A 24,991-nucleotide genomic window follows, 5' to 3' on the forward strand; every position below is an offset into this window, starting at 1 on the left:
TGTAAATATTTTATATCCATTTTCTGAGTTGTGCAATTTCATCAGGCCAGCGTTCGTCGTCGGGAGTTTCCAGTATTAAAGGTATCCCGTTGAACCGGTCATCTTTCATGATCCATTTGAAGGGATCGTAACCAATAAAACCATCCCCCAGACTTTCATGCCTGTCAACCATACTTGCATAATCTTTCTTTGAGTCATTAAGATGCATACCCTTTAAATATGTAAAACCAACAGTCTCACTGAACCGGTTAAATGTTTGGTTAAACTCCTTCTTATCTCTGAGGTTATACCCGGCGGTAAATGCATGACAGGTATCAATACAAACACCGATCCGGTTTTTATCTTCTACATGATCTATAATAAATTTAAGCTGATCGAAGGTATGACCAAGGTTGCTTCCCTGTCCGGCTGTATTTTCTATAACAGCGGTTACGCCGGTTGTTTTGTCAAGTGTTAGGTTGATGGACTCTGCAATTGTCTTTAAACAGGTCTCTTCCGGGATCTTATTTAAATGACTTCCGGGATGAAAGTTCAGACGGTCAAGCCCCAGAAATTCACAACGCTGCATTTCATCTAAAAATGCATTCCGTGATTTTTGTAAAGCTGTTTTTTCCGGATGACCCAGATTGATCAGGTAGCTGTCATGAGGTAAAATATGTTGTGGTTTGTAACCATATTCGTTGCAACGCTGTTTAAATAGTTCAATGCTCTGCTTCGACAGCGGTTTAGCATGCCACTGCCGTTGGTTTTTCGTAAATAATGCAAATGCAGTGGCTCCAATCCGGTTTGCGTTCAGTGGTGCATTTTCTACACCTCCTGCAGCACTAACATGAGCCCCTATATATTTCATATTTGCGATGCTTTAAATTTGGAACACCATTTAGAGTGCCCTGACCGCAAAATTAATCTATCCGCAGCGTTAATAAAACGGTTATGTCAAATATTCGTGTTTTATTGTTGTGTATTGTCATTTTTTCGATTTTTTTTGCAGCCTGAAATACATTAAATGTCATTTTGACTTAATTTTTGTAATGGCAGGATAATTGCATCTTAGCCGCATAAAAGGAGAAAAACAGAAATAAAATATGGCCAAAAAACAGAAAAACACTCATAAAGAGCAGCAGAAGGCTGCTCATGAGGAGGCAGCCAAAAGCAATGTAAACAATGATAAAAAGGAAAATGACAACGTGAAAATAAATGTTGAGGAAGTTGAACTGGAGGCTGCCGGTGAAGTGGATACTGAAAAAGAAGAATTAAAGGCAGAGTGCGAGGAGAAAGCAGATGATCTGACATTGGTAAAAAGAGCTTATGAAGAGCTGAATGATAAGCATCTTCGTTTACAGGCTGAATTTGACAATTACAGAAAGCGTACATTACGTGAAAAAATGGAATTGACAAAATCAGCAGGTGAAAGCATCCTTGTCAGCTTATTGCCGGTGATAGATGATTTTGAACGGGCACAACAGATGTTGCATGATGCAGCTGATATTGAAAGTGTTCGTCAGGGATTTGAACTTATCTACTCTAAATTTGTCAGCTTTTTAAATCAGAATGGTGTAAAACCTATTGAAACAACAGAAAAGGAATTTGATACGGATCTCCATGAGGCTGTGACCAAAATTCCGGCACCTAAAGAAGAGTTGAAGGGAAAGGTAGTGGATTGTATTCAGAAAGGATATCTGTTAAATGATAAGGTTATCCGTTATTCCAAGGTTGTGATAGGTGAGTAAGATTTAAAACGTAAGGTATGTCAAAAAGAGATTACTACGAAGTTTTAGGTGTATCAAAAGGTGCATCAGACGAAGAGATAAAAAAAGCGTATCGCAAAAAAGCTATACAGTTCCATCCGGATAAAAATCCAGGTGATAAGGAAGCCGAGGATAAATTTAAGGAGGCTGCTGAGGCGTACGAGGTTTTGAGGGATCCTCAGAAGAGGAGTCGCTATGACCAGTTCGGACACGCCGGAGTAGGTGGTGCCTCTAATGGCGGTGGTGGATTCGGAGGCTTCAGCGATATTGAAGATATCTTTTCTGCCTTTGGTGACATTTTTGGTGGACACTTCGGTGGTGGATTTGGCGGATTTGGTTCATCCAGGGGACGTTCCTCCAGAAGGGTTAATAAAGGACAGAACTTACGGGTTAAAGTCAAACTGACTCTTCCGGAAATCGCTAACGGTGTTGAAAAGAAACTGAAAGTAAAAAAATATGTGGCCTGTTCCCATTGCGATGGTAATGGTGCTGAAGGCGGACACGCTCATACAACTTGTTCTACCTGTCATGGTTCAGGATACGTGACCAGGGTTCAGAACACCTTACTGGGACAGATGCAGACTCAGACGGTTTGTCCTACATGTAACGGAGAGGGTAAAATGATAACCAATAAATGTGTGCATTGTAACGGAGAGGGTATCGTTCGTGACGAAGAGGTTATCAGCGTGAAGATTCCTGCAGGTGTGGCTGAAGGCATGCAGTTGTCAGTCAGCGGAAAGGGAAATGCAGCCCGCAGGGGAGGTATTAACGGAGATCTTCTCGTTTATATTGAAGAGGAGGAACATCCGGAGCTGATCCGTGATGGTCATGACCTCGTGTATAACCTTCTGCTTAGTTTTCCTGAAGCTGCTCTTGGTGTTCCCATCGAAATTCCGACAGTAGACAGTAAAGTGAAAATTAAAATTGAACCGGGAACCCAGCCAGGCAAAGTGCTTCGGCTCAGGGGCAAAGGACTTCCGGACGTAAACAGTTATGGACGGGGAGATCTTTTGGTAAATATCAATGTGTATATTCCTGAGAATTTGTCGAAGGATGACCGTAAAATGGTTGAAAAACTGGCTGAGTCGGATGCCTTTAAACCGGAAGAGAATGCCGCTAAAAACTTTTTCAGAAAAGTACGTAACTTCTTTGAATAACAGAATTCGAATTATATGAAATAAAAAAGGGCCTCACAGGCCCTTTTTTATTGTGTATGTATTATTTCTTTTTAACCTTTTCCAGGACAGAGGTGGCAGTAGCCACAATGCCGGAAACATCTGTCAGATTATTGGGTAAGATGATTGTGTTGCTTTCTTTTGCGAGTTTCCCAAATTCACCCAGATACTGTTCCGCAACCCTCAGGTTCACGGCATCAATTCCGTTTTCTGCAGAAATGGCATCTGCAATCTGACGAAGTCCCAATGCCGTTGCCACAGCAACTTTTTCAATTTCAGCAGCCCGACCTTCAGCTTCATTTATTCGCTTTTGTTTTTCACCTTCGGAACGTTTGATTAATTCCTGCTTATCGCCTTCTGCCACATTGATTTTAGCTTGTTTCTGTCCCTCAGACTCGGCAATTAAAGCACGTTTTTCACGCTCAGCACGCATCTGTTTCTCCATGGCATCTTTTATGCTTTGCGGCGGAACAATGTTTTTGAGTTCATAACGGGTAACTTTTACACCCCAGGGATCCGATGCTTTATCCACTGCTTCCACGATATTCGTGTTAATCAGATCACGTTCTTCAAATGTTTTATCCAGTTCCATACGACCGATGATACTACGCATCGTTGTCTGGGCAATCTGTATAGAGGCAAACCGGTAATCATCAATGCCATATGATGCTTTTGACGGATCAATGACCTGGAGGTAAAGAATACCATCTACTTCAACAGCAATGTTATCTTTTGTAATACAAATTTGCGAAGCCACATCAATAGCCTGTTCTTTCAGCGTATGTTTATAGGCCACTTTATCAATAAATGGGATCAGAACATTAAATCCGGCCTGTAACGTTGTTCTGAATTTTCCAAGCCGTTCAATAATGAATGCTGAACGTTGGGGAACAATCTTAATCGTGGAAAAGAAAATAATGATGGCAAGAACAACCAACGCAATAAGTATGATAGTTGATCCTGAGATTTGAGCTAAAAACATGATAAATTGAGTTTAAGGTTAATACTTATGTTATTGATTCTGTTTTACAATTAAGGTAATACTTTCTTTATCGATAATAGTGAGTATGTCATCTTTTTTTACATCACTGTCAGCACAACGCGCGCTCCATGAAGTTCCTTTGAAGGTTACTTTACCCGTCTGTCCTTTTTTGAATGCTGTTTCAGCCACTGCTCTTTTACCAATAAATTCATCTTCCAGTGTGTTGTCTTTTTCGCCTGTTTTATCAAAGAATTTACGTTTAAGCCATCGTCGGAGAGCGAACAGTAAAATAACGGAGGAAATGACAAATACAAGGATTTGAACATTGATGTCAATATCAAAAATATAACTGGCAACGGCAGTTATGATGGCTCCGGCACCAAAAAAAATCACAAAAATTCCGGGAATGGCTAATTCCAGAAGTAATAAAACAATACCAACAAGGAACCAGATAATGTGTGGTTGTAATAGTGTTTGTAAGTCCATTTTAGTTACAGGGTTAACATCCTGCTTAATTCATCAGGATTGATTCAGGATTAAAGATAATTCTTTTTTTAACATTTTGTTTTTTTTACTCCTGAATTTTATTCAAAATTGCAAACCAGCTTACAATATGGTAAATATAGAGGAAAAGTGCTGTTTAAATAGTCTGTTTAACCTGGCACTCTTTGTGTCGAAAACAATCCACAATATGGTCATTTACCATACCTGTGGCTTGCATATGTGCATAAACCACAGTTGACCCAACAAATTTAAAACCACGTTTTTTGAGATCTTTACTGATTTTGTCAGAAAGTTCAGAAGTCGCAGGAATTTCCGACAGGGTTCTGAATTGGTTAACAATGGTTTTCCCTTCTGTAAATCCCCAGATATAAGCGCTGAATGATCCGAATTCATCAATAACCCTTAGGTATGCCTGTGCATTACTAATCGCAGCTCTAATTTTAAGTTTGTTGCGTATTATTCCTTCATTTAGTATTAATGTATTGAATTTACTCTCGTTGTAGTTTGCAATAACATTATAATCAAAATTATCGAATGCATGGCGAAAATTATCACGTTTCCGGAGTACCGTTATCCAGCTTAAGCCAGCCTGAAAGGTTTCAAGAATCAGGAACTCAAAGATCTTGCGATCATCATATATTGGTACACCCCATTCTGTATCATGATACTGAACATATAATGGATCTTTACCGGGCCACTCACAACGGGTTATCATCTTGATCATTTTTTGTAATTCAAAAGCAAAGCTAAGGAATTTATCTTAGGCTGATTAGTATTAATAAATCTTAAAATGGCTAAACAAGAACCATTCTAAATTGTTTCTAAAACGAACTTATTAATCAAAATGTATCATGAAAGTAAAACTCTTTTTTTCCTCGCTAATCATACTTGCAGGGTTAGCTGTAACACAAAACACATATGCGCATTGCGAAATACCTTGTGGTATTTATGGTGATTCTTTACGTTTCAAAGAAGTTTACGAGCACATTACCACCATTGAAAAATCAATGCGTGAAATCGATCGTTTGTCAAAAGAAGACGAAATTAACTATAATCAGCTGGTCAGATGGGTAAATAATAAAGATGATCATGCCAATAAGCTGCAGGATATTGTTGAACAATATTTTCTTCATCAACGGATTAAAATTAAAGACCCGTCAGATAATGATGCTTATCAGAAATATACAGCACAGTTGGTATTACTGCACAAAATGCAGGTTTATGCCATGAAGGCCAAACAAACCACTGATCTTGGCTATATCAAACAGCTTAATGATACATGGCATACATTTGAACACTCCTATTTTGAAGATTAATTACTCATGAATATTATTAATAAACTCTCACATTAAATTTTAAAAATCATGGAAGAACAAATTTTAAATCCAACTATGATGCCGAGGATCGGTGATGATGCTCCTGACTTTACAGCAGTAACTACCAAGGGTCAGGTGACATTCAGTGAATTTGCAAAAGACAAGTGGGTCGTGATGTTTTCTCATCCGGCAGATTTTACCCCGGTTTGTACAACCGAAATGAGCGGTTTTGCTACACGAAAGGCAGAGTTTGATGAATTAAATACTGAATTAATCGGTTTAAGCATCGACAGTATTCATGCACACCTTGCCTGGGTGGATAATGTACGAAAAAACACCGGCGTATATTTTGATTTTCCAATTATAGCGGATTTGGATATGAAAGTGTCCAAGTTGTACGGAATGTTACAACCAAACGAAAGCCAAACTGCCGCAGTGCGTGCTGTGTTCTTTATCGATCCCAAAAAGAAAATTCGTCTCATTATGTACTATCCGTTGAATGTAGGCCGAAACATGGATGAAATTATCCGTGTACTGAAAGCACTGCAGACAACAGATAAATTTGGAGTAGCCCTTCCTTTGAACTGGACTCCAGGTGAGAAGGTTATCGTTCCGCCCCCTAAAACACTGGATGAGATGGATGCAAGGATTAAAGATGATTCTCTTGAAAAGGTTGATTTTTACCTGGCAAAGAAAACATTATAAAAGTAACAATACTCAATATTTTAAAAGCAGTCGGTTTCCGGCTGCTTTTTTTATGATTAATAGTTCAGGTTAATAGTTGCTTTTTTGGTAACTTAGCAGGAATATTAGACAGACCCCAAATTTACTTTGAATGAAGAAAAATCAATTACCCCTGCTTTTTCCGTTTATTCTGTTTTTCATTGCTACGAATATTTTTGGTCAAAAAGTAATATTTACTTCCCAGCCGGTTAATGTTCTTATGGAATCTATGGACTCAACACAAAAAATCTTTGTTTATGTTGTCAAAACCGGTGATGAAATATGCAAAGAAATGAATCGGGCTGTACTCAGTGATTCTATAACTGCTTCTTTCTTAAATTATAACTTTTTGAATAAAATAATATATGTTGATGATGACTCATTGGATAAGCATTACCTGGCTGAATATTTAATACAGGATGAGTCAAATGTTGTTCCCGCTTATTATTTTCTTGATAATGATGGTCATGTACTTCTTAAGGATTCTGGATTGAAATCAAAAAAGGAGATTCTCGAGATGTCGTACCGGGCCTGTCAAATGTTACCTGTCAGATTACAGATTGCAGAAAAAAAGAAACTGTACAGTGCAAACAGATCAGATAAAACATTTCTCAGGGATTTGCTTGTTGTTGAAAATGAAATTGGCGATAGTGATACTACTGCTTTATATGATTTACTTGCTCTGTTGTCGAAGGATGAATATTTGGATATATCTGTTATCAGGGCTATCCTGAATAATGAACAGAGCATTTATGGGAAGGGATATCGTTATATTTCGGAGTCAAAAAACCGATCGCTGGCAGCTATCATATGTTGCAGGGAGAATAACAGAAGTATGGATGATATTATGTATGCTAAAGCAATGGAAATTATACAGAATAATATGACCAGTGCTCTGGAAAGTCGGGATGAAATGCTTTTTGAAGATTGTAAGATTGAGCTGCAGCGTGTAATGAATGACAAGGAGAAGGCTCAGAAAATATGTGACAGGGCACACAGACGGTTTTACAGGTAGTTATAAATATCGTTCTGCTCCGCTGTTAATCATGAACCTAAGGTCTAATTTATTTCGCTTTAAACCGTAAATATGTCGATTGACATTAAATAATGAGTATTTTTGAAAATTCATTCGATTTTTTATTTTTGCGGTGCTAAAAAAGTTAATATATGTCAGGTCATAGTAAGTGGTCAACAATTAAAAGGAAGAAGGGCGCATTAGATGCGAAACGTTCCAAGATATTTTCAAGAATTTCAAAAGAGATAACCATTGCAGCCCGAGAGGGAGGTGGGGCAGATCCTGAAATGAATCCTCGGTTAAGGCTTGCCGTACAGAATGCTAAAGCTCAGAATATGCCAAAGGATGTTATTGAACGGGCTATTAATAAAGCATCCAAAGACGGTGATTCACTTGTTGAAATGAATTTTGAAGGGTATGGACCGGGTGGTGTAGCTGTATTTGTGGAGTGTTTGTCAGATAATAACAACAGAACGGTTGGGGCTATCAGAGCTATCTTTACAAAACGTGGCGGAAGTTTGGGCACAAACGGATCGTTGAGTTTTATTTTTGATCGTAAAGGGGTATTTGAATTTCCGAAACCGGAGTCGATTGATATGGATGACCTGGAACTGGAAGTTATTGATGCCGGTGCAGAAGATATCGAAACTGAAGGAGATACGCTGATTATTACCTGTGCCCTGGAGGATTTTGGACAGTTAAATAAAAAGCTGGAGGAACTGGGTATTGCACCTGAAAAAGCAGAATTACAGCGCATTCCTAATAACACAAAAGAGTTGGGACTGGATGATGCGAAAAAGGTATTGAGGATGATAGAGGATTTTGAGGATAATGATGATGTGCAGAATGTCTTCCATAACCTTGAAATGACAGAAGAGTTGGAGAAAGCATTAAATGAAGAATAAATAAAGCCGGGTGTTCCCGGCTTTGTTATAATGTGATGTGTATGTTTGATAAGAACCGGATAAGTTTGTTTAAGCAATTTTTTCAACAGGATGAAAAATGGGTTATTATACCACATCTTAATCCTGACGGTGATGCCATTGGTGCATCTATGGCTTTTGGCTTACTTCTGGCTGACATGGGCATCAGTTATACCGTTATAGTTCCCGATTCAGCACCTGAATTCTTGTCATTTTTACCTGGTATGGAGCAGGTTCTGGTTGGTAAAAAGCAGCAGGATCTGGCAGATAAACTGATTTCAGAAGCCGGCGTTGTTTTATTACTTGATCACAACGATTTCAGGCGAAGTGGAAATCTGAGTGATGCGGTTGTAAAACATCAGGGACAGAAAATAATGATTGATCACCATCCCGATCCTGTAATAAAAGAGGAGGAGGCCTTGATTCTTTCGCGTGTAACAGCCTCTTCAACATGCGAACTATCCTATGAAATAATTTGTCAGCTGGGTTATAAGGATAAAATAACCTCTGATATAGCAACCGTACTGATGGCCGGAATGATAACTGACACAGGTGCATTCAGCTATAATTGTTCCAATAATAACTTTTTTATCAATGTTGCCGGTCTTATTGACAAAGGTGCCGATAAGGATCTCATTATAGATAAAATTTATAATCAGTATTCTGAAGACAGAATGCGCCTGGTTGGCTACCTGATAAACCAGAAAATGGAAGTATTTCCAGACATAAAAACTGCCATTATCTCGTTGAACTGGAGCGAGATGCACAAGTATAATTTTAAAAAAGGTGATAGTGAAGGCGTAGTCAACATGCCGCTATCCATAAAAGGCATTGAACTTTCTGTGTTTATTTCTGTACGGGATGATAAAACAAAATTATCCTTCAGATCCAAAGGAGAATTCCCTGCAAATAAAATTGCTGCCAAATGGTTTTCCGGTGGCGGACATCTTAATGCCGCAGGTGGTAGCACCGATCTATCAGTTGAAGACACAGTGAAATACTTCAAATCACTGTTCCCTGAAATCAAAAAGCTCATCGAATCAACTGTTTTATAGAACAGCCTCTTCATCATTGTACATTATATTCCTAAAAAGTTTTATTTTTAGGTAGGGTAAACTGTATGTGTTACGGTATATAGGTGAAAGCGCTGGAAAAAGTAGGGTTTAAAAGCGATTTCAGCCTTTTAAAGTGTTATAAAATGAGCTGGTTTTGAGCAGAGAAGAGTTTAAATTCATTTTTGATAAGTATTTCGATACCATTAGAAACTACATCTATTACAGATGTGGTGATGCAGAACTGGCGACTGATATAGCACAGGACACGTTCTTAAAAATCTGGGAAAAACAGCTGGAATATATTCCGGGTAAGATTGTAGGGTTGTTGTATAAAATAGCGAGCGATCTTTTTATCAGCCGCTACAGACACGACGCCCTGCAGATTAAATTTAGAAACTCCATTACCATTGAACAGGTTGATAACACGCCTGAAGATGATTTGGCTTACCGGGAATTGCAGCATAAGTACGAAACAGCCCTGGCAAATTTATCAGAAAAGCAACGTGTTGTTTTTCTGATGAGCAGGAACGAAGGACTTAAGTACCACGAAATAGCTGAAAGGCTTGATTTAAGCGTTAAAGCCGTGGAAAAGCGCATGAAAATAGCGCTCGATTATTTACGCGAAAATTTATTAACACATGCAGGATAATTCTACACATAAAGACATGAAAAAAGGACTTAACCATCCTGAACTGGAAGCGTTTTCCGGTTTGAAACCTCCGTATACAAAATCTAAGGATGATGTATGGGCAGAGCTTTCAAAAGCTATTGATAAACAGGACGCCAAAATACATACATTAAGACCTGCTTACCGTAAAAACATATTCCGCTACGCTGTAGCTGCTATTATTGCAATAATGATAGGTTTGCCTGCGTTTATGCGGTTTTACACTGTAAAAATATATTCAGAATACGGTGAACATGCAGAAGTTTTATTCCCTGATGATTCAAAAGTCAATCTCAACGCAGATACCAGGCTGTCGTATCATCCCTATTGGTGGAAGTTCAGCCGTGAAGTGAAGATGGAAGGTGAAGCCTATTTCGAGGTTACAAAAGGTAATTCATTTACTGTTAAATCAAATATGGGAGAGACCACTGTTTTGGGTACCAGTTTTAATATTTATACAAGGGATAATTCTTATGCCGTTAACTGTCTTACGGGTTCTGTTAAAGTGTCTGATTATACCTCTGACGTCGTGATCAAACCAAATCAAAAGGCTGAGCTGGAAAAGCAAAAAGGACTGGTTGTGTATGATAATGTTGCGGCCCAAAATGCAGTATCCTGGATAAATAATGAGTTTGTGTATACCGGTACGAATCTTTCAAAAGTCATTAATGACTTAGAATTGCAGTACAATATTCATATTTCGTACAGCAAAACACTGCGGGTGGATACATTAACGTATACCGGAAGTTTTGATCGCTCTTTATCTGCAGAAAATGTATTATATTTCGTATTCAAACCTTTTGGCCTTAAAACAATTGAAAAAGGACAGGGTGAATATGAAATAACAAATGAAAATTAACTTTAGCATACGTTTTATATTTCTATTTTCTTTTTGTCTTGCAACCCTTAATGCACAGGATAGAATAGCAGTTGATTATGATAATATTCCCTTAAACCAGATCCTGGTTGGTTTAAGGGATTCTTTTCAGGTTAGAGCTTCATTTAATGATGCTGAGCTGTCAACTTACAGAATTACACTGAAAGAAGATTTCAGTTCGGTGGATGAATTAATGAAGGCGTTATTCAGGAATTCACCATGGATGGTTGAGAAAAGGGCGGGCATCTATATTATTATTGAAAAACCTGAAAGCGTATTTAAAATTAACCAGGAAGCCATACTGATTAACGGACTTGTAGCAGATAAATTCACCGGAGAAATATTGCCATACAGCACCGTCTTAATTAATGATGAACTACGCGTCACTGATTTCAGAGGGCGCTTTTCTTATATTGCTTATGCCGGTGATCGGCTTCATATTAAAGCAACACATCTGGGATATTATGTTTATGATACTGTTATCGGACCACAAAAGCAGCTTGTTTGTAGCCTGAAACCGACCAATCTTGAATTGGGCGAAGTAATGGTTGAGGGCCGGCCGGTTGAATATGCAGCTCAAGCCGGGAATGATGTCGGAGAGGTCAGACTGAATCAGAAAATAGCAGGATTTATACCCGGTGGGCTGAATAATTCTGTTTATAATATTCTTAGACTTCAACCCGGAATTAAAGGGAGCGGGGATCACAATCAGAGCCTGTCTATATGGGGAAGTACAGGAGGTCAGAATCAAACAAAATTTGATGGCATGACCATCTATAACCTCAACAGTTTCAGCGATTATTTTAATAGTGTAAATCCTTTGCTGATAAAAGATATTAATATTTTTAAAGGTGGTTATGGTTCAAATCAGGGGAACAGGGTTGGAGGAATAATTGAAATAAATGGTATAGACGGAAATTACAATAAACCGGGAATTCAGGTTTATGCTGATAATATTTCGCTTAACGGTATTGTAAATATACCTTTGTTAAAACGCAGCTCACTTATTGTCGGGCATCGCAGATCGTTATTCCCTGCCTTTAATATGGATCTGAGCCGGAGATTCGGCGATTTTTATGCAGATGATTTTTCAGATATTTATGTCTTGCCTGAAAACACCTTTCAGGATTTGAATGTCAAATTTTCTTCATTTTTAAATAACGGTGATCAGTTATTTGTCTCAGCTTTTAATAGTCGCGCTACCGATCTGTTTGCGTTTGATTACCACGCGGAAGAACCGGAAGGACTGCATTACAATCATGAACAAACCATGAGACAAACCGGACTTGCCGCATTTTACGGTAAACTTTGGAAGAATGGAATAAACAGTAACTTTAAACTGACATATTCCGGTTACAATAGTCATGGACAAAAGGATGTAACCTTAAATCCGGAAAATAATCCATTTCAGAGTATTGAAACGGATGATGATCGTAACCGGATAGATGAATTTGGATTCACCCTGGATAACCGGTTTTCTTTAACCACACAACAGTTTGTTGAAGCAGGTCTGGAGTTAAACCATTATGAAACAGTGTCTGATTATACGAGAGAGGATTATATTTATTTTAAGGAAGCAAACAAACTGGATAAAGCTTCAGTATATGTTCGAAATAACATTCAGGCCAGCAAAAGGCTTAAAATGGATATCGGATTAAGGCTGGATTATGCTTTTGAGCCCAACAAATTGTTATTTCAGCCCCGTTTGAGAAGTTCCATAAAACTGTTTGATGATGTAAAGTTAAATCTTACCTGGGGTGTTTATAACCAGTTTATATCCATTATTTCTTTAATTGATGCGGAAGATAATTACCACTACTTCTGGAATGTGCATGGTAGCAAAGATGCACCATTTTTGCAATCTGATATTCTGGGGGGTGGATTATCATGGTCAGGACATGGTTTTCTGGTAAATGCTGAAGCTTATTTACGAAGAACCGAAGGGCTGGAACGGTTTAAGATTTACCAAATGTATACTGAAGGATCAACCGGACTCAGTAAGTCTCAGGGGATTGATTTGTACATTAAAAAGGATTTCAGAAAACATACCGTATGGTTATCGTATTCATATAATGATAGTAAAGAACATTTCAGCGACATGCCGGAGGATGAATACATTGTGACAAGAAACAGCCTCAGGCATGAACTCAAAGCGGCTTCAATTATGAATTTCAATCCGGTATTCTTTAGCTGTAATTATGTCTTCGGAACCGGATTTAATGAAGAACTGCTTCAGAATATTGCTCGGGAAAGACCGTATTCGAGACTGGATGCATCTGTATATTACCGACAGGAATTCTTAAAAACAAAGCTGCGGTTTGGATTGAATGCTTTAAATTTAATGAACCGAAAAAACTATCCTTATCTCTCACAAACCAGTTTAGCACGTCCCGGTGAGCCTGGTTTAATCGTCAGTAATGCACATCAACCCTTTTTTATGATGTTTTTTATTGATATATCTTACTGATTATCAGTCTGAAAATGGTTTGGTGAAATTTTTTTCAATAAAAAGTAGGGTAAAAGTCGGGGGAGTCGGTATATAAGTGAAAACAATTTAGAAAACTAAAAATTTGTAGTCATGAAAACTTTAGTAAAAAGAATCTCGATTTTTGCATTTATGTTCTTAGCTGTTTTTGCAGTATCCGCACAGAGTGAAGGAGAAGAGCCTGTAACAGAAGAACCTACAACCACCGTTGAAGAACCGGCTCAGATAAGGGAAAGATTGCATGAGAATCTGTCCGAAGAACAGAAAGCCATGTTACAGGAGCGCAAACAGCTTGCAGTAGAAAACAGGGAAGCATTTAAGGCAACTTTAACAGAAGAACAATGTGCCATTCTTGAAAATCAGGAAATGACACGTGAAGAAAAACAGGAAGCTTTGCAGGCAACTTTAACTGAAGAACAGAAAGAATTGCTTGCTAATAACCGCTCAGCCATGAAAGCACAACGTGAAGCATTCAGGGAAACATTAAACGAAGACCAGAAAGCAGCTATGAAAAAACGCATGCTTAGAAAGGGTAACAACAGTTCACAAGGTGGAAGTGAATAGTGATTGTTCATTAGTTAATTGTTGATGGACTCCTCACAGCCTGAAAGGGCTGTGAGTTTCCGGTTTTGTTTAATCCACCAGTGAGCATCATGAAAACATACATTATTATACTAGCCTGCATATTTTCCATCCACTTCGTTAAGGCACAGGAAGTTTCAAAAAGTGATTCACTGCTAAATGCAGCCCTGGATGAAATGCTTTTTGACAACGACATGGACCTGTACGAACTTTTTGATGGTAATACCAACTTTCACTTTCTTTATTTCGGATCCTTATACAACTCAAAAACATTTTATGCAGGCCGTGAAATTATTGATCCGCTAACCGGTGGGGCTATTCATTCCACTTCGGCTCAATTATACTATTTCATTTCAAATGGTCTGTATTTTGGTACATCAGGTGCCTGGTACAGCCAAATGGATCCTTCTTTTCGGACAGCAGTCTTTACCCTGGGTTATACTAAAGGACTTAAAAAACATGACTTTTTAAGATACAGGGCTTCATACAACAGATTTATTTATCTGAACATGGGGGCCGATTATGAACCAAACTTTTATAATAATTTCAATCTCGGCTTTTCTCTTAAGCATAAAAATACAGGGTTACGTTTCGATTATGCCATGATGACCGGAAGTGATACAATCAGTCATCAGTTCTCAATAGATTTGTATACAAGAATAAAACTTCTGGATCTGGGAGGATATGACAGAATTCAGTTTAAACCGGAGATTTCAACATATTTTGGATCGGAGCTGGTTGAAACACTATTGAATCCTGACCAGCACAATTCCATGTTTTTTGAACCTGAATATGGATATAATGAAAAATTCGGATTGCTGAATACGCAATTAATTTTGCCGGTGAGTATCTCATATAAGGATTTCGATTTTGAAATTGCCTATATTCATAATTTTCCCAGAACTTTGGACCCGCTTTATTATTTTGAAAGCGTTGGGTTTGTACAGTTTTCGTTGGGCTATATTCTTAAAATTAAATAGTTAAACCTGATGAGATCCGGTAATTTCATACTGATCTGGTTTACAGTCGTCCTGCTCATTTGCGCTGTTAACCTCCAATCGCTTTTTGGGGCAGTAACTGATGGCCTGATACAACTGGATAAAACGGAATGGAAGGATTATAAATCAAGCTCCGGCTCTTTTATAAGCTCCGAAAAAGAAGAATATACATATGATGAAAATGGAAAGGTTGAAACTATTACCAGTTATGTATGGGACCAGGTAAATGAAAACTGGATCGGTACGGAAAAAACATGGAATGTGTATGATGATACTTTACTGACTGAAGTGCTTAAATCTTACCCAGGTGCTGATGAAATCTGGATTGATACACAAAAAAAAGTTTTTTCCTATACAAATGGTTTAAAAACGGAGGTCATCATTTTTGAACGCTCGGCAAATAATCAACCCTGGGGCGAATCTGAACGAGAATTGCTTACCTACGACGCTAAGGGTAATCTGACAGAAGCACTTTATCAGGAATGGAATATTCTGAAAAAGAGCTGGTCTTCTTATCTCATAGAAAACATGTTATACGATGATGATAACAGAATAACCGGTTATACCAGCAAAGTTTGGGACTTTATTTTCGATGACTGGGTGAACTATGATAAAGAAGAGTATATGTACGGAACGAATCCGGTTAGCGAATCATACTTTTATTATGTATGGAATGAAAGTTCTAATACCTGGGACACCTATTATAAAGATTACTCGGAATATACAGCCGATATGATGAATAAGGGATTCCTTTCCTGGTACTGGGAAAATGGTTTATGGATTGAACTGACAAAAGAAATTCATGAGTTTGATGCACAGAACCATCTTGTATATTACGCGGAATATGACTGGAATGCGATGTCAAAGCGCTGGGACTATTATGATAAGGAAACCTATAGTTATGATGATAATGGTAATCTGACGGTATTTGTGGATTATGACAGGCAGGAAACAAAAAATACATGGATAGAACACAGTCGTGAATTGTATTCCTACAATACGGGTGTTCGGAACGAAATGTTGGTACTCCCTTTTACAGATCAGAGTATAATTGATTTATACTTTAACAGTCAGATTATGAATACCCGTATTTACTACTGGGATGCTGCAAGCAGTACCTGGAAAGATGATCAGCTTGGAGAATTCAGCTATTCTGACTTTACGGTTTCTGATGCATTGCAGAATAATACTTTGTTTCAATCCAGATGCTATCCCAATCCGGTATCAGAAAAGTTTTTTGTGGAAACAGAAGAGGGTATTGCTGTTGATCGGATTGAATTGTACAGTTTAAGTGGTCAGTTGCTTGAAAACTGGAATTTCTATGATGCTGAAGGGTATAATATTAAACATCTTTCTGTAGGTACATATCTTATTATTGTACATTCTGAGGATTCAAAATCATTTGTATCCAAATTGGTAAAGTATTAAAGTTTATTACCTTTACCTGCCATAAAATATAATATGTTCAGGTTAATAAAATATCTGCCGCTGTTTATTCTGGTATTCAGCAGCTGTAAAAATACGCCACGAAAATCCATCAGGGAAAATCAACTGATAGAAGCTTCAAAACAGCAATATATGCTGGAGTGGAACCGTAGAATGACTGAGCAACAGGATTCTCTGTTCAAGATAATTGCCGATTCATCGGTATTTAGCTGGACCAAAGCAGATAATGGATATTACTATACACTTCAGGATTCAGAAAATGGTCAGGTTGTCACGTCAGGTGATGTAGTAACGATAAACCTTATACTGAATACCATTTTGAATGAGCCTGTGGATAGCATTGTATCAACTTTTGTTGTTGGTAAGAGTCAGGATATTCCGCTTGGTATACAACATGCGGTTTTGCAAATGCGGAAAGATCAAACCGGATCATTTTTGTTCCCTTTTAATCTGGCCTATGGTGTAAAAGGAATTCCGGGAAAAGTTGTCCCGTTTCAACCATTACGTGTAAAAATAACAATAGAAAAGGTTGAAAAACGTTAATGGTGTTACATATTACCGTGTAATACGTTATATCTTGGTGATCAATTATTATATTTGCTGAAAATTATTGTAAACTCAATAATCTAATTAAAAACGGATGAAACTTTTATTAAAACTCTCCTTCTTATTGCTTGTTGTAACCCTGATTTCGTGTGGAACTGATTATTCAGCTGAAAAGGCAGATTCAGAAATGCAATTTGATGAATATATTAAAGCCGCTGGCATACCTGAATCAGATAAACTGGAATCCGGACTTTATTTAATTCCACGTGAAGAAGGAGATGGCAAAATGCCGGAATCCGGAGATAAAGTTATCATAGAATACCGCGTATATACCCTCGACAGTATGTATATTCAGGATAATGAACTTTCTGCAAACAAATTTGAGTTTACACTTTACGGTAGTAACGAATTGGCAAGCAGTAACTATTCTATTCCCTATGGAATGGTTGGATTACATGAGGGCTTGACGCATATGAAGGAGGGCGGAAAAGCAACTATGATTATACCTTTTAATCTTGCTTTTAATCAATATGTTGTTGATAATCTTCCCAGATACATGAATTTCAGGGTTGAGGTACAACTCATTAATATAAGTGAAGTTATTTTCGAATAAAAGGCAGCCTTAAGGTACAATCTTTCATATTTCTGATATTCTGCTGTTTAAATCAGCCTTTAATTTTTGAATTTTCTTAAAAAATTTATAAATTTTCTATTTGTAATTATTTAATTTCGTAACCTTGTTTTAAAGGTTAAAAAGAATATTTATAGCATATGAGAAAATGGCGTATTGAAGACTCTGCTGAACTTTATAATATAAATGGTTGGGGAGTCGATCTCTTTTCAATTAACGAGGAAGGTAATGTGTATGTAAATCCTAAAAAGGGAATGGCACAGGTAGATTTGAAGGAGTTAATTGATGAACTTTCATTACGTGATGTGACCACACCGATTCTTGTTCGTTTTCCGGATATACTTGATAATCAGATTGTAACCATTTCTGAATGTTTTCAGAGGGCTTCTGCTGAATACGAATATAAAGCACAGAACCATTTAATATATCCCATTAAGGTCAATCAAATGCGTCCTGTGGTAGAGGAAATCGTCAGCCACGGTAAAAAATATAATATTGGTCTTGAAGCCGGATCAAAGCCGGAATTACACGCTGTATTGGCTATTAATACTGATCCCGAATCGCTGATTATATGTAACGGGTATAAGGATGAGGATTATATTGAGCTGGCACTGCTGGCGCAAAAAATGGGTAAAAGCATTTTTATTGTCATCGAAAAGCTGAATGAGCTTAAGTTGGTGGCAAAAATATCAAAGCGACTCAAAATACAACCCAATATTGGAATTCGCATAAAACTGGCCAGTACGGGAAGTGGTAAATGGGAAGATTCCGGAGGGGATGTCAGTAAATTCGGATTAACATCCAGCGAACTGCTGGAAGCAACAGATTATATCATTAAAAATAATCTGAAGGATTGCTTTCGTTTTATTCATTTTCATATTGGAAGCCAGATTACAAAAATCCGTCGTATTAAAACCGCGCTGAGGGAAGCTTCGCAGTTTTATGTGGAACTCTGCAAACTGGGCTTTAATATTGAATTTGTGGATATCGGTGGTGGATTAGGTGTGGATTATGACGGTACTAAATCATCAAACAGTGAGAGCAGTATCAATTATACAATTCAGGAATATGTAAATGATTCAGTCAGTACATTCGTCGATGCCAGTGATAAAAACGATTTGCCACATCCCAATATTATTACGGAATCGGGGCGATCACTGACTGCACATCACTCCGTTCTGATTTTTGAAGTGCTGGAGACCGCCACATTACCCTCGTGGGATGAGGAGAAAGATAAGCTTGAGGACGATGCTCATGAGCTGGTTGTGGAGTTATATAATCTATGGGATACATTAAATCAGACGAAGATACTGGAAACCTGGCATGATGCACAGCAGATACGGGAAGAGTCGCTTGACCGGTTTAGTCTGAGGCTGATTGATTTGAAAACCCGTGCGCAGATTGAACGTCTGTTCTGGAGCATTGCCCGTGATGTTTATGATCTGGCTGTTGAGTTAAAGCATACACCTTATGAATTACGGCAGTTGCCCAAAATGCTGGCAGATAAATATTTCTGTAACTTCTCTCTGTTTCAGTCACTGCCGGATTCCTGGGCAATAGATCAGATTTTCCCGATTTTACCCATTCACAGATTAAATGAAAAACCAACCCGTGTAGCTACTTTGCAGGATATCACCTGTGACTCCGATGGGAAAATAGATAATTTTATTGCGACAAAAAACATCTCATATTATCTCCCGGTTCACCGATTAAAAAGCAATGAATCGTACTATATCGGCGTATTTCTGGTTGGAGCATATCAGGAAATACTGGGAGATCTGCATAACCTGTTCGGAGATACGAATGCCGTCCATGTATCGGTAGATGAAAAAGGGTATTATATTGATCAGGTGATTGATGGAGAAACAGTGGCTGAGGTGCTTGATTATGTGCAGTATAATGCTAAAAAACTTGTTCGTACGGTTGAAACCTGGGTAGGCAGCTCTATTAAAGCCGGTAAAATCTCCATGGAAGAAGGGAAAGAGTTTCTTTCCAATTACCGGTCCGGTTTGTACGGATATACCTATCTGGAGTAAGTCAGCTGATCATCAGCAAAATTACACCGGCCAGAATTCCGGCCAGGTATAAGCTTTTTCTTCGGATATTTTTTTCCCTGAATAAAAGTGCACCGAAAGTGAACGCTACAACTACGCCACTTCTCCGGATGACAGAGATTATTGAAATCAGCGAGTCTTCATAGCTCAGGGCATAAAAATAGGTGAAATCTGAAACGACCAAAAAAAGGCCTATTAAAGGAATAGTCCAGCGCCATTTAAATGGTACAGCCTTGCGTCTGGGATACCAGAATAATAGTGTTGCCGGTAACAAAAGCACAACCTGGTATACTGAAAACCATGCCTGAACAGCAATCCTGTCATAATACCTCATTAAATGTTTATCGTATAGTGCACTGGCTGAACCTAAAAGAGTGGCTAAAATGATAAACCAAACCCACTTATTCGTTCTGAATGATATGCCTTCCGTTTTGCCGGCAGTGGAAAACAGATAGAAAAATATTATTGTAACACCAAGACCTGCCCATTGAACAGGAGTAAGCCGCTCTGAAAAAATCAGTAAGGCACCGGTTAATGTCCACACAGGTGCTGTTGCTCTAATCGGTGAAACAATGGTCAGTGGAAGATGCTTTAATGCAAAAAATGCAAAGATCCAGGACGATACAACAAGTATGGATTTCAGAATGACAAGAAAATGCTCATGTTTGCTTAATGCGGGTAAGTATAATCCAATGGATTTCATTAACTCCGGATGCACAGCAGACATAATAAATACAGGAACAAAAAGTAGTGCAGAGGTTGAACACGAAAATAACAATACTGGAAATACTGCATTGTCATTGACAGAATACTTTTTAAAAACATCATAAATCCCCAGTAAAACCGCTGAAACCAGCGCCAAAGCTAACCACATCCGCTATTTATTTGCGCGCAAAGATAAGACAGGACGGCTTAATTTCGGAATCAGCCGGTATAAAATAGTGATTTTTTTTATGCTGCGGTTGTTATGAACTGGTAGGTTGATTAAATATTTGTTGGTTAAATAAATACATATATAGAAGTTTGTCTATGAGGAATAATTATAAATTACAAATTAAAAAGAATAAACGCTTACAATTGCGTGTTTTTTAATATAATTTTGTGCCTTAATTTCGAATTGGATAAATTTTTCTTTAATTAAAATTCGTAATTTCTGGTGATTGAGCGTTATGTATTCAACAAATAAATTTGGATTATTACAATAAAATTAATTATATGAAACCTTCTTATATTGAACACATTGGTATTGCTGTTAAAAGTTTGGACGAAGCGATTCCTTTTTATGAAAATGTATTTGGTTTGGAATGTTATGCTGTTGAGGAAGTTGCAGATCAGAAAGTGAAGACTGCATTTTTCAAGGTAGGTCAAACCAAAATAGAGTTACTTGAATCTACCGATCCGGAAGGACCGATAGGTAAGTTTTTAGAAAAGAAAGGTGAAGGAATTCACCATATGGCTTTTGCAGTAGAGGGGCTTGCTGATAAGTTAAAGGCTGCAGAAGAGAAAGGGGTAAGGCTTATCGATAAATCTCCTCGTAAAGGTGCAGAGGGCCTGAATATTGCATTTTTACATCCTAAATCCACATTCGGTGTTTTAACCGAACTGTGTGAACATCCTAATGAATAAAATTAAACATTCAAACTTATGTCAAATAAAGATAATTTGAAAAAGCTCATTGACCTGAGAGAACAGGCCAAAATGGGTGGTGGTGAAAAAAGAATTGAAAAACAACATGAACAGGGCAAGATGACTGCCCGTGAACGTATTGAGATGCTGCTTGATGATGGTAGTTTTGAGGAACTCGATATGTTTGTCACACATCGTTGTACAAATTTTGGAATGGAAAAAAAGAAATTCCTGGGTGACGGGGTTGTAACCGGTCATGGTACAATTGATGGTCGTGTTGTTTATGTTTATGCACAGGACTTTACGGTATTTGGTGGTTCTCTTTCAGAAACACTGGCGCAGAAAATCTGCAAGGTGATGGACATGGCAATGAAAGTTGGAGCCCCGGTGATAGGTATCAATGATTCTGGAGGTGCACGTATTCAGGAAGGGGTAACATCGCTGGCTGGTTATGCTGAAATCTTTGAGCGTAACATCCTGGCATCAGGTGTTGTTCCGCAGATTTCTGCCATTTTTGGTCCTTGTGCCGGAGGTGCCGTATACTCACCGGCGCTGACAGATTTCATTATGATGACAGAAGAAAACAGTTATATGTTTGTTACCGGACCTAAAGTTGTTAAAACAGTGACCGGAGAAGATATCTCAGTTCAGAACCTTGGTGGTGCAGAAGTTCATTCCTCAAAATCAGGTGTGTCGCATTTTATGGTAGAAAACGAAGAAGAAGGATTAATGCTTATCCGCAAGCTGATCTCATATCTGCCCCAAAACAATCTGGAAGAACCGCCATTAGTTGAATGTACCGACCCGATAGACCGTCTTGAAGAAGCATTGAATGAAATTGTACCCGATAATCCAAACCAGCCATACAATGTTAAGGATGTCATACACGCCATCGTGGATGATGGTGAATTTCTGGAAATACACAGAAATTATGCAAAGAATATTGTTACAGGATTCTGCAGGCTCGAAGGGATGAGTGTTGGTGTGATTGCCAATCAGCCAAACTACCTTGCCGGTGTACTTGATGTGGATGCCTCGCGTAAGGCTGCCCGATTTGTCCGGTTCTGTGATGCCTTTAACATACCAATTCTTACGCTGGTAGATGTTCCCGGTTTCTTACCCGGTTCAGGACAGGAATATAATGCCATTATTACCCACGGGGCAAAACTGATGTTTGCTTATGGTGAAGCTACCGTTCCGAAAGTAACTGTAACCCTTCGAAAATCCTATGGTGGTGCACATGATGTAATGAGCTGTAAACAGTTAAGGGGAGACTTCAACTATGCATGGCCTACGGCTGAAATTGCTGTTATGGGAGCTCAGGGAGCCATAGAGGTACTAGAGGGCAGAAACATTGCAGCAATTGAAAACGAAGAGGAAAGAGCCAGATATATTCAGGATAAAACAGATGAATATAAAGAGAAATTTGCTAATCCGTATCAGGCTGCTTCCATGGGATATATAGACGATGTTATTGAACCAAGAAATACGCGGTTCAGAATCATCAGAGCATTCCAGAGTCTTCAGACCAAGAAAGTGAGCAATCCACCGAAAAAACACAGTAACATACCATTATAGGAGGAACAGATATGATATTTCTATTTAATTCACAGGTTTGGATTATCACCTTTCTGGGGTATGTAATTGTATTCGTTGCCTTAGTAGCTTTGGTTTATGTATTCTTGCTTGTTCCAAGAATTTTGAATTTTCAAACAAGAAGAAGACTTAAAAAAGAAGGGAAACTTCATCCTGAAGATGTTGTTTCAGATGATGATCTTCAGATTAGTGGTGAGGTAAGTGCTGCTATAGCGATGTCATTACAACTTTTCTTCAACGATTTACGCGAAGAAGAAAGTAATGTGATCACTATTAAAAAGATAGAACGGCGCTATTCACCATGGAGTTCTAAAATTTATGGTTTAAATAATGCAAATTTTCCAAAGTAAGAAGATAAAATGAAAAAGCTTGAATTCACAATAAAAGGCAATAAATACAGTGTCCATATCAAAGACATGGAAGATAATATTGCACATATTGAAGTCAATGGTACTGAATATGCCGTTGAGATTCATCAGGAAGTAAAAAGAACAAAGACTCCCAGGCTGGTACGTAAGGACGTAGTGAAAAAACCGGGAGAAGGTACCATTAAGAAAAGTGCCGGGGGTAGCACATTAAAAGCTCCGTTACCGGGAAGCATTTTCAAAATTCTGGTTTCGGCTGGTGATGAGGTTAAAAAAGGTCAGAACCTGCTCATTATGGAAGCCATGAAAATGGAGAACGAGATACAGGCTGAAAAGGATGGCGTAATCAAAACAGTAAAAGTTAGTGTTGGTGATGCTGTACTTCAGGGAGATGTTTTAATTGAATTTGAATAAGCAGGCTACTATGAAATTTATGAATAAAAAGAACATCGTGATGATCGGTATTGTCGGTGTGTTGCTGGCCCTGAACTATGTTTTGGGTTATGCACAAACCGGAACTGAAGCCGAAGCCACATCCGGTGTTATACGAGGATTATATAAGTTATGGGAGTTCACCGGTTTTGCCAATTTTGATATCCGAAATCTTATCATGATTGGTGTTGGTATCTTTTTTATCACACTGGCCATAACTAAAAATTATGAACCATTGCTACTAATTCCGATTGGAACCGGTATACTTATTGGAAATATCCCGTTTTTAACCGGATATAAGATCGGTATTTATGAGCAGGGATCTGTGATGAACTATTTATACTATGGTGTTCGTCAGGGGATTTACCCACCGTTAATCTTTTTAGGTATCGGAGCCATGACCGACTTTTCGTCTTTAATATCCAATCCTAAGCTATTTCTGTTGGGAGCAGCTGCGCAAATTGGTATTTTCGGAACATTTCTTGGAGCTGTGGCCCTTGGTTTTACCCTACCCGAAGCAGGTGCCATTGGAATTATTGGTGGAGCGGACGGTCCGACTGCCATCTTTCTTTCGTCAAAGCTGGCGCCTCATCTCATCGGACCAATAGCAATTGCAGCATACTCATATATGGCATTGGTACCAGTAATACAGCCTCCTTTTATGCGGTTGCTGATTACTGAAAAAGAATCTAAAATCAGAATGAAACCACCCAGGGCGGTATCAAAAACAGAAAAAGTAGTTTTTCCGATTCTCGGCTTAATTCTAACCTTGTTTATCGCCCCTAGTGCTTTACCGCTTTTAGGTATGCTGTTCTTTGGAAACCTGCTGAAAGAATCAGGTGTAACCAACCGATTGGCTGAAACAGCAAGGACTTCAATGATCGATATTGTGACCATATTACTTGGTGTGACGGTAGGTGCATCAACTCAGGCTGATGTTTTCCTGACCTGGGATTCCATTAAAATATTCTTTCTGGGAGCCATATCGTTCTGTATCGCCACAATGGGTGGACTTTTCTTTGCAAAAGTAATGAACCTGTTTCTGAAAGGCGACCGCAAAATAAATCCCTTAATCGGTGCAGCTGGTGTTTCAGCAGTGCCGGACAGTGCAAGGGTTGTACAACATCAGGGTTTAAAGGCCGATCCGACCAACCACCTGCTGATGCATGCCATGGCACCCAATGTTTCCGGTGTTATTGGTTCTGCAGTCGGCGCAGGTATTTTACTCAGCTTTTTAATGTAATC

At 38.4% G+C, this 24,991-nt stretch carries 26 protein-coding genes; 21 read left to right on the top strand and 5 right to left on the bottom strand.

Annotated elements, in window-relative coordinates; genetic code table 11:
* Window positions 1–10: 10 nt before the first annotated feature.
* Entirely contained in the window at window positions 11–850 is an 840-nt protein-coding gene (gene nfo, locus ACE1EF_RS02080; protein ID WP_375718946.1) for a deoxyribonuclease IV, read from the bottom strand.
* Between the two features lie 235 nt (window positions 851–1,085).
* On the opposite strand from nfo, the gene ACE1EF_RS02085 reads away from it, so the two are divergent.
* Both ACE1EF_RS02085 and dnaJ read left to right on the top strand, forming a co-directional pair.
* Window positions 1,086–1,730: a nucleotide exchange factor GrpE gene (locus tag ACE1EF_RS02085; protein WP_375718947.1), complete on the top strand. Its 645-nt coding sequence runs from the start codon at window positions 1,086–1,088 to the stop codon at window positions 1,728–1,730.
* 17 nt (window positions 1,731–1,747) lie between these two features.
* A complete protein-coding gene (gene dnaJ, locus ACE1EF_RS02090) occupies window positions 1,748–2,905 on the top strand; it encodes a molecular chaperone DnaJ (protein ID WP_375718948.1) in 1,158 nt (385 codons plus the stop codon).
* Between the two features lie 61 nt (window positions 2,906–2,966).
* Here dnaJ and ACE1EF_RS02095 read toward each other — a convergent pair whose 3' ends face one another.
* From ACE1EF_RS02095 to ACE1EF_RS02105, 3 genes are all read right to left on the bottom strand, one after another.
* Entirely contained in the window at window positions 2,967–3,905 is a 939-nt protein-coding gene (locus tag ACE1EF_RS02095) for an SPFH domain-containing protein (RefSeq protein WP_375718949.1), read from the bottom strand.
* Window positions 3,906–3,935: 30 nt separating this feature from the next.
* Complete coding sequence (locus ACE1EF_RS02100) at window positions 3,936–4,391, bottom strand: NfeD family protein (protein ID WP_375718950.1); 456 nt, start codon at window positions 4,389–4,391, stop codon at window positions 3,936–3,938.
* A gap of 154 nt (window positions 4,392–4,545) precedes the next feature.
* Window positions 4,546–5,124, bottom strand: a complete 579-nt coding sequence (locus ACE1EF_RS02105; protein ID WP_375718951.1) for a DNA-3-methyladenine glycosylase I — start codon at window positions 5,122–5,124, stop codon at window positions 4,546–4,548.
* A 136-nt stretch (window positions 5,125–5,260) separates the two neighbouring features.
* Here ACE1EF_RS02105 and ACE1EF_RS02110 point away from each other — a divergent pair, with 136 nt between their 5' ends.
* The 14 genes from ACE1EF_RS02110 (at window position 5,261) to speA (ending at window position 19,709) form a co-directional block, all read left to right on the top strand.
* The gene (locus ACE1EF_RS02110) at window positions 5,261–5,725 is read left to right on the top strand and encodes a superoxide dismutase [Ni] (RefSeq protein ID WP_375718952.1); all 465 of its coding nucleotides are present in this window, start codon (window positions 5,261–5,263) and stop codon (window positions 5,723–5,725) included.
* 48 nt (window positions 5,726–5,773) lie between these two features.
* Complete coding sequence (locus tag ACE1EF_RS02115; protein WP_375718953.1) at window positions 5,774–6,430, top strand: peroxiredoxin; 657 nt, start codon at window positions 5,774–5,776, stop codon at window positions 6,428–6,430.
* A 130-nt stretch (window positions 6,431–6,560) separates the two neighbouring features.
* A complete protein-coding gene (locus ACE1EF_RS02120) occupies window positions 6,561–7,463 on the top strand; it encodes a hypothetical protein (RefSeq protein WP_375718954.1) in 903 nt (300 codons plus the stop codon).
* A gap of 152 nt (window positions 7,464–7,615) precedes the next feature.
* Window positions 7,616–8,368 (top strand): YebC/PmpR family DNA-binding transcriptional regulator, encoded by a 753-nt coding sequence (locus ACE1EF_RS02125; protein WP_375718955.1) that lies wholly within the window; start codon window positions 7,616–7,618, stop codon window positions 8,366–8,368.
* 41 nt (window positions 8,369–8,409) lie between these two features.
* The gene (locus tag ACE1EF_RS02130; RefSeq protein ID WP_375718956.1) at window positions 8,410–9,441 is read left to right on the top strand and encodes a DHH family phosphoesterase; all 1,032 of its coding nucleotides are present in this window, start codon (window positions 8,410–8,412) and stop codon (window positions 9,439–9,441) included.
* A gap of 154 nt (window positions 9,442–9,595) precedes the next feature.
* Window positions 9,596–10,090 (top strand): RNA polymerase sigma factor, encoded by a 495-nt coding sequence (locus ACE1EF_RS02135; protein WP_375718957.1) that lies wholly within the window; start codon window positions 9,596–9,598, stop codon window positions 10,088–10,090.
* A 16-nt stretch (window positions 10,091–10,106) separates the two neighbouring features.
* Window positions 10,107–10,967, top strand: a complete 861-nt coding sequence (locus ACE1EF_RS02140; RefSeq protein WP_375718958.1) for a FecR family protein — start codon at window positions 10,107–10,109, stop codon at window positions 10,965–10,967.
* A complete protein-coding gene (locus ACE1EF_RS02145) occupies window positions 10,957–13,452 on the top strand; it encodes a TonB-dependent receptor (RefSeq protein WP_375718959.1) in 2,496 nt (831 codons plus the stop codon). The genes ACE1EF_RS02140 and ACE1EF_RS02145 overlap by 11 nt, the downstream gene beginning before the upstream one ends.
* 111 nt (window positions 13,453–13,563) lie before the next feature.
* On the top strand, window positions 13,564–14,034 hold the full coding sequence (locus ACE1EF_RS02150; RefSeq protein ID WP_375718960.1) for a hypothetical protein: 471 nt from the start codon (window positions 13,564–13,566) through the stop codon (window positions 14,032–14,034).
* A gap of 89 nt (window positions 14,035–14,123) precedes the next feature.
* The gene (locus ACE1EF_RS02155; RefSeq protein ID WP_375718961.1) at window positions 14,124–15,032 is read left to right on the top strand and encodes a hypothetical protein; all 909 of its coding nucleotides are present in this window, start codon (window positions 14,124–14,126) and stop codon (window positions 15,030–15,032) included.
* Between the two features lie 9 nt (window positions 15,033–15,041).
* Window positions 15,042–16,478 (top strand): T9SS type A sorting domain-containing protein, encoded by a 1,437-nt coding sequence (locus tag ACE1EF_RS02160; RefSeq protein ID WP_375718962.1) that lies wholly within the window; start codon window positions 15,042–15,044, stop codon window positions 16,476–16,478.
* 33 nt (window positions 16,479–16,511) lie between these two features.
* Complete coding sequence (locus ACE1EF_RS02165; RefSeq protein ID WP_375718963.1) at window positions 16,512–17,039, top strand: FKBP-type peptidyl-prolyl cis-trans isomerase; 528 nt, start codon at window positions 16,512–16,514, stop codon at window positions 17,037–17,039.
* A 97-nt stretch (window positions 17,040–17,136) separates the two neighbouring features.
* Window positions 17,137–17,655 carry an FKBP-type peptidyl-prolyl cis-trans isomerase gene (locus tag ACE1EF_RS02170; RefSeq protein ID WP_375718964.1) on the top strand — a complete coding sequence of 173 codons (519 nt, stop codon included), beginning with the start codon at window positions 17,137–17,139 and terminating at the stop codon, window positions 17,653–17,655.
* Between the two features lie 158 nt (window positions 17,656–17,813).
* The gene (gene speA / locus ACE1EF_RS02175) at window positions 17,814–19,709 is read left to right on the top strand and encodes a biosynthetic arginine decarboxylase (protein WP_375718965.1); all 1,896 of its coding nucleotides are present in this window, start codon (window positions 17,814–17,816) and stop codon (window positions 19,707–19,709) included.
* A 1-nt stretch (window position 19,710) separates the two neighbouring features.
* On the opposite strand, the gene ACE1EF_RS02180 is transcribed toward speA, so the two are convergent.
* The gene (locus ACE1EF_RS02180; protein WP_375718966.1) at window positions 19,711–20,601 is read right to left on the bottom strand and encodes an EamA family transporter; all 891 of its coding nucleotides are present in this window, start codon (window positions 20,599–20,601) and stop codon (window positions 19,711–19,713) included.
* Window positions 20,602–20,942: 341 nt separating this feature from the next.
* Between ACE1EF_RS02180 and mce the strand changes: the two genes are divergently transcribed.
* From mce to ACE1EF_RS02205, 5 genes are read left to right on the top strand one after another with little or no spacing between them, the layout of a single operon-like run.
* Window positions 20,943–21,353, top strand: a complete 411-nt coding sequence (mce, locus tag ACE1EF_RS02185) for a methylmalonyl-CoA epimerase (RefSeq protein WP_375718967.1) — start codon at window positions 20,943–20,945, stop codon at window positions 21,351–21,353.
* Window positions 21,354–21,371: 18 nt separating this feature from the next.
* On the top strand, window positions 21,372–22,931 hold the full coding sequence (locus ACE1EF_RS02190; RefSeq protein ID WP_375718968.1) for an acyl-CoA carboxylase subunit beta: 1,560 nt from the start codon (window positions 21,372–21,374) through the stop codon (window positions 22,929–22,931).
* An 11-nt stretch (window positions 22,932–22,942) separates the two neighbouring features.
* Window positions 22,943–23,299, top strand: coding sequence for an OadG family protein (locus ACE1EF_RS02195; protein ID WP_375718969.1), 357 nt, complete (start codon window positions 22,943–22,945; stop codon window positions 23,297–23,299).
* Between the two features lie 9 nt (window positions 23,300–23,308).
* Window positions 23,309–23,728, top strand: a complete 420-nt coding sequence (locus ACE1EF_RS02200) for a biotin/lipoyl-containing protein (protein WP_375718970.1) — start codon at window positions 23,309–23,311, stop codon at window positions 23,726–23,728.
* Between the two features lie 19 nt (window positions 23,729–23,747).
* Window positions 23,748–24,989: a sodium ion-translocating decarboxylase subunit beta gene (locus ACE1EF_RS02205; RefSeq protein ID WP_375718971.1), complete on the top strand. Its 1,242-nt coding sequence runs from the start codon at window positions 23,748–23,750 to the stop codon at window positions 24,987–24,989.
* Window positions 24,990–24,991 lie beyond the last annotated feature (2 nt).

It is taken from the genome of Quyinboa sediminis (assembly GCF_042219855.1).
Taxonomy (GTDB): Bacteria; Bacteroidota; Bacteroidia; order Bacteroidales; family UBA5342; genus JBHJHP01.

Coding starts and splice junctions, on each gene's coding strand:
- nfo (WP_375718946.1), bottom strand. CDS start 850: ATGAAATATATAGGGGCTCATGTTAGTGCTGCAGGAGGTGTAGAAAAT.
- ACE1EF_RS02085 (WP_375718947.1), top strand. CDS start 1,086: ATGGCCAAAAAACAGAAAAACACTCATAAAGAGCAGCAGAAGGCTGCT.
- dnaJ (WP_375718948.1), top strand. CDS start 1,748: ATGTCAAAAAGAGATTACTACGAAGTTTTAGGTGTATCAAAAGGTGCA.
- ACE1EF_RS02095 (WP_375718949.1), bottom strand. CDS start 3,905: ATGTTTTTAGCTCAAATCTCAGGATCAACTATCATACTTATTGCGTTG.
- ACE1EF_RS02100 (WP_375718950.1), bottom strand. CDS start 4,391: ATGGACTTACAAACACTATTACAACCACACATTATCTGGTTCCTTGTT.
- ACE1EF_RS02105 (WP_375718951.1), bottom strand. CDS start 5,124: ATGATAACCCGTTGTGAGTGGCCCGGTAAAGATCCATTATATGTTCAG.
- ACE1EF_RS02110 (WP_375718952.1), top strand. CDS start 5,261: ATGAAAGTAAAACTCTTTTTTTCCTCGCTAATCATACTTGCAGGGTTA.
- ACE1EF_RS02115 (WP_375718953.1), top strand. CDS start 5,774: ATGGAAGAACAAATTTTAAATCCAACTATGATGCCGAGGATCGGTGAT.
- ACE1EF_RS02120 (WP_375718954.1), top strand. CDS start 6,561: ATGAAGAAAAATCAATTACCCCTGCTTTTTCCGTTTATTCTGTTTTTC.
- ACE1EF_RS02125 (WP_375718955.1), top strand. CDS start 7,616: ATGTCAGGTCATAGTAAGTGGTCAACAATTAAAAGGAAGAAGGGCGCA.
- ACE1EF_RS02130 (WP_375718956.1), top strand. CDS start 8,410: ATGTTTGATAAGAACCGGATAAGTTTGTTTAAGCAATTTTTTCAACAG.
- ACE1EF_RS02140 (WP_375718958.1), top strand. CDS start 10,107: ATGAAAAAAGGACTTAACCATCCTGAACTGGAAGCGTTTTCCGGTTTG.
- ACE1EF_RS02145 (WP_375718959.1), top strand. CDS start 10,957: ATGAAAATTAACTTTAGCATACGTTTTATATTTCTATTTTCTTTTTGT.
- ACE1EF_RS02150 (WP_375718960.1), top strand. CDS start 13,564: ATGAAAACTTTAGTAAAAAGAATCTCGATTTTTGCATTTATGTTCTTA.
- ACE1EF_RS02155 (WP_375718961.1), top strand. CDS start 14,124: ATGAAAACATACATTATTATACTAGCCTGCATATTTTCCATCCACTTC.
- ACE1EF_RS02160 (WP_375718962.1), top strand. CDS start 15,042: ATGAGATCCGGTAATTTCATACTGATCTGGTTTACAGTCGTCCTGCTC.
- ACE1EF_RS02165 (WP_375718963.1), top strand. CDS start 16,512: ATGTTCAGGTTAATAAAATATCTGCCGCTGTTTATTCTGGTATTCAGC.
- ACE1EF_RS02170 (WP_375718964.1), top strand. CDS start 17,137: ATGAAACTTTTATTAAAACTCTCCTTCTTATTGCTTGTTGTAACCCTG.
- speA (WP_375718965.1), top strand. CDS start 17,814: ATGAGAAAATGGCGTATTGAAGACTCTGCTGAACTTTATAATATAAAT.
- ACE1EF_RS02180 (WP_375718966.1), bottom strand. CDS start 20,601: ATGTGGTTAGCTTTGGCGCTGGTTTCAGCGGTTTTACTGGGGATTTAT.
- mce (WP_375718967.1), top strand. CDS start 20,943: ATGAAACCTTCTTATATTGAACACATTGGTATTGCTGTTAAAAGTTTG.
- ACE1EF_RS02190 (WP_375718968.1), top strand. CDS start 21,372: ATGTCAAATAAAGATAATTTGAAAAAGCTCATTGACCTGAGAGAACAG.
- ACE1EF_RS02195 (WP_375718969.1), top strand. CDS start 22,943: ATGATATTTCTATTTAATTCACAGGTTTGGATTATCACCTTTCTGGGG.
- ACE1EF_RS02200 (WP_375718970.1), top strand. CDS start 23,309: ATGAAAAAGCTTGAATTCACAATAAAAGGCAATAAATACAGTGTCCAT.
- ACE1EF_RS02205 (WP_375718971.1), top strand. CDS start 23,748: ATGAATAAAAAGAACATCGTGATGATCGGTATTGTCGGTGTGTTGCTG.